The sequence below is a fragment of the Trabulsiella odontotermitis genome (assembly GCF_001297775.1).
In the GTDB taxonomy this organism is placed as follows: Bacteria; Pseudomonadota; Gammaproteobacteria; order Enterobacterales; family Enterobacteriaceae; genus Trabulsiella; species Trabulsiella odontotermitis.
This window is the reverse complement of sequence record NZ_LIFX01000033.1, coordinates 1-3,953: the sequence shown is the minus strand read 5'-3', so window position 1 is coordinate 3,953 and position 3,953 is coordinate 1. Positions and strand designations below refer to the sequence as shown.

The 3,953-nt window shown below is 58.1% G+C and carries 1 protein-coding gene; it reads left to right on the top strand.

Going from position 1 to position 3,953, the window contains the following annotated elements; all coding sequences use genetic code 11:
- Window positions 1-3,953 (top strand): autotransporter outer membrane beta-barrel domain-containing protein (locus AOY23_RS21275; RefSeq protein ID WP_054181330.1); only part of this gene is annotated, 3,953 nt, incomplete at both ends.

The window sequence follows — 3,953 nt, the reverse complement described above, 5'->3', positions numbered from 1 at the left end:
TTTGACCAGCAGGGCGACATCACTGTCACCAATGGTGCGACAGGTATCGCGGTCAACGGCACCACCGCGAAAATCGACAACAGCGGGACCATTACCGTGACGGACGCAGGCTCCACCGGTGTCCTCGTCAGCGGTGACAATGCCAGCTTCACCAACACCGGCACCCTCGACAGCAGCCTGAACGGTACCGGGGTCAGCATTACCGGCGGCAGCGCCAGCGTGACGCTCGACGGCACGGTAAATGTCCATGCGGAGAAAAACGCGGACGGGGTTTACCAGGGCGCGACCGGGGTCAGCGTGGCGGGGAATAACGGTACGGCGGAGATCACCGGCGATGTGGCGATTTCCGGGATGATGCCAGCAGATGAAGATAACCCATTCAACGGGACATTAACGGGCGTGACCGTGTCGGGTAATGATAATACCGTGACGCTGGATGGCTCGCTGTCGATAGATCTCGATTCGCAGACACCTGCACCACTGGATAACGTCATTTTCCAGGCTGCAGGTATTAACGTTACCGGTAGTGGCAATCATGTGGACATCAATGGTGGGGTCAACATCTCGACGAGAGATTTACAGTATGCAACCGGTATTGCCATAAGTGGTGACAACACGGTCAGCGTCAGTGGTGAGTCCGGCGTGGATATCACTGGCATTGTTGGCACGCCGACAATATTTGCGACAGTAACGGAAGGCGGGCAGCTAATTCTTACTGATGACTCCGTCCTGAATACCACTTTCAGCAGCACAAGCGCTTACTATTTTGACCACTATTCGCTTCTGCAAAGTCAGGGAGTCAACAGCAGCATTGTCAATGACGGAACCATTAATTCCAGTCTAGGTACTATTGTCATGCAGGCTATTCAGGGGGCCAGTGTCAGCAATAGCGGAACCATCAACATTGATGCTACAGACGATGAAATAAACAATACGGCCATGATGCGGGCAGAAGGCCCAGGGTCGGTTGCTGCAAATAAAGATGGCGGGACGATTAATATCAGATCAACATCATTGCCGATTTATACATCAGGGAATGGCAATTATCCTGTGATGTGGTACCAGAACACCGAATACGCTCAATTGGCAACCAATTACGGCAGCGTGGAAAACGATGCCGGGGCCACCATCAGCCTCAACGGTGCAGGGCTTTATGGTCTGGGCGCATCGAAAGGGTCCGCCACCAACGCCGGGACCATTAACGTCGATGGTTTTATTCCCACCCTCGATGAAGACGGCAATATTACCGGTAAAACGTTCTACAGTACCAGTCAGCTGTACACCATGAGCGCCGGGGTGATTACCGGCTCCACCGATACCGGCTTCGGTGACGCCACTGGCCTGAACACCGGCACCATCAACGTCAACAACGAAGGTATCGGGATGATGGCGCTCAACGGCGGCACCGTCACCAACCAGGGTACCATCAACCTCACCGCCGACGATGGCGTGGAAAAATCAGCCGACAACCAGTTAATCGGCATGGCCGTATTCAACGGCGGTACCGCCATCAATGATGAATCCGGCACCATCAATATCCTCGCTGATTACGGCCAGGCGTTCTACAACGACGGCAGCGGTCTGATTGTTAACTACGGCACCATCTGCGTYGGKGAMGACTGYCAGGAYGCSGCGACCTATAACCCGACCGACAGCGCCGTCAGCACCGTGTATGCCGACGGCAGCGTGATGGCAGAGGCGGGCACCACCACCACCCTGACCAATAATGCGCTGATTAACGGCAATGTCAGTAACGAAGGCACCGTCACCGGGCAGACGATTGTTCTTAATGATGCCGGTACGACACTGACCAACCAGACCGGTGCCCTCATCAACAGCAACCTGACGATGAGCGCCGGGCAGTTCAATAACAGCGGCACCCTCGACAGCGCGACCGTGAAGATTACTGGCGGCACGGTGCAGAACGACGGCACCCTCAGCGGCCAGGTCAGCCTCTCCGGTAATGCCACCGTGCAGAACAGCGGCACGCTGGTCTCYGACAGCAGCAGTGACGGCATTTACCTCACCGGTAAYGCCTCGCTGATTAACACCGGGACCCTGGAGTTCACCGCCGCACAGAGCAGCAAGCCACTGCGGTTCAACGGCAATGCCCAGGTGATTAACGCCGGAACCATGAATGTCACCGGGGTGGCTGACGGTATTGTGTCAGAAGGCTCAGCCACTGATGCCTTCTTCTGGAACCAGCAGGGCGCCACGCTCAACTTCAGCGGCAACAACGGCTGGGGCGTCAAAATGGGGGGCAGCGGCTACTCAGCGCAGAACGACGGCACCATTAACATCAGCGGCAACAAATCCGTGGCGATGTACGTGGGCGGCAGTAACCAGGCAGTCAACAACGGCACCATTAACCTCGGCACCGAGGGCGGCAGTGACTCCGGGCTTATCGGTATGCAGCTGGGGGCTGACGCCACCGAAGACGCGGTGATTGAGAACAACGGCACCATCAATATTTATGCCGACAACTCGTATGCCTTCAGCAAGGCCGGTGCGAACGGCCATGTGGTCAACAACGGCACCGTGTATATCGCTGATGATGTCACCGGCTCCGGCCTGATTGCCCAGGACTCCGCCACCATCGAAGGGCTGAACGGCAATGACGGCAACGCCAGCGAAGTGCACTACTACAGCCACGACAACAGCAACAGCCTGAACGGTTACGTGGTCGGCACCAACGCTGACGGCAGTGCCGGGCAACTGATGGTCAGCAATGCCAGCATGGACGGCGTCAGCGTCAACACCGGTTTCACCTCCGGCACGTCGGCCACCACCATGACTTTCGACAACGTGGTGCAGGGCAGCAACCTGACCGACGCGGACGCCATCACCTCCACCTCGGTGGTGTGGAACGCGCAGGGCAGCACTGATGCCCAGGGCAACGTGGACGTCACCATGACCAAAAACGCCTATGCCGATGTGGCAACCGACAGTTCGGTCAGCAGCGTGGCGACCGCGCTGGACGCGGGTTACACCAGCAATGAACTGTACAGCAGCCTCAACGTCGGCAGCACCGCAGAGCTCAACAGCGCCCTGAAACAGGTGAGCGGCAGCCAGGCAACGAACGTGTTCCGTGAAGCACGGATGCTGGGCAACCGCTTTGACATGCTGGCCGACGCGGCACCGCAGGTGAGCAGCGGTCTGGCATTCAACGTGGTGGCGAAAGGCGACCCGCGTGCCGAACTCGGTAAAAACACCGACTACGACATGATGGCCCTGCGTCAGAAACTCGCCCTCACGGACAGCCAGAACCTGACGATGGAGTACGGTATCGCGCGCCTTGATGGCAGCGGCAGCCAGAGTGCCGGTAACAACGGCATCACCGGCGGCTACAGCCAGTTCTTCGGTCTGAAGCATCAGATGGCGTTTGACAACGGCCTGAGCTGGAACAACGCCCTGCGTTATGACGTGCATAACCTCGACAGCAACCGCTCTGTTTCCTACGGCGACACCAACAAGACCGCTGACAGCAGCGCGAAACAGCAGTATCTGGAGTTCCGCAGCGAAGGGGCGAAGACGTTTGAACTGAGCGAGGCGCTGACCGTCACCCCGTATGCGGGTGTCAAACTGCGCCATACGCTGGAAGACGGTTATCAGGAGCGTAACGCCGGAGACTTCAACCTGAACATGAACAGCGGCAGTGAAACGGCGGTGGACAGTATCGTCGGGATGAAGCTGGATTATGCCGGGAAAGATGGCTGGGGAGCGAGCGCCACCCTGGAAGGCGGCCCGAACCTGAGCTATTCGAAGAGCCAGCGCAGTGCGACACTGGCGGGTGCCGGAAGCCAGCGCTTTGCGGTGGACGACGGCCAGAGCGGCGGCGGCGTTAACAGTCTCGCGACGGTGGGCGTGAAGTACAGCGGCGAAAGCAGTGCCCTGCAGCTTGACGCGTTCCACTGGAAGGAGGACGGCATCAGCGATAAGGGGATGATGCTGAA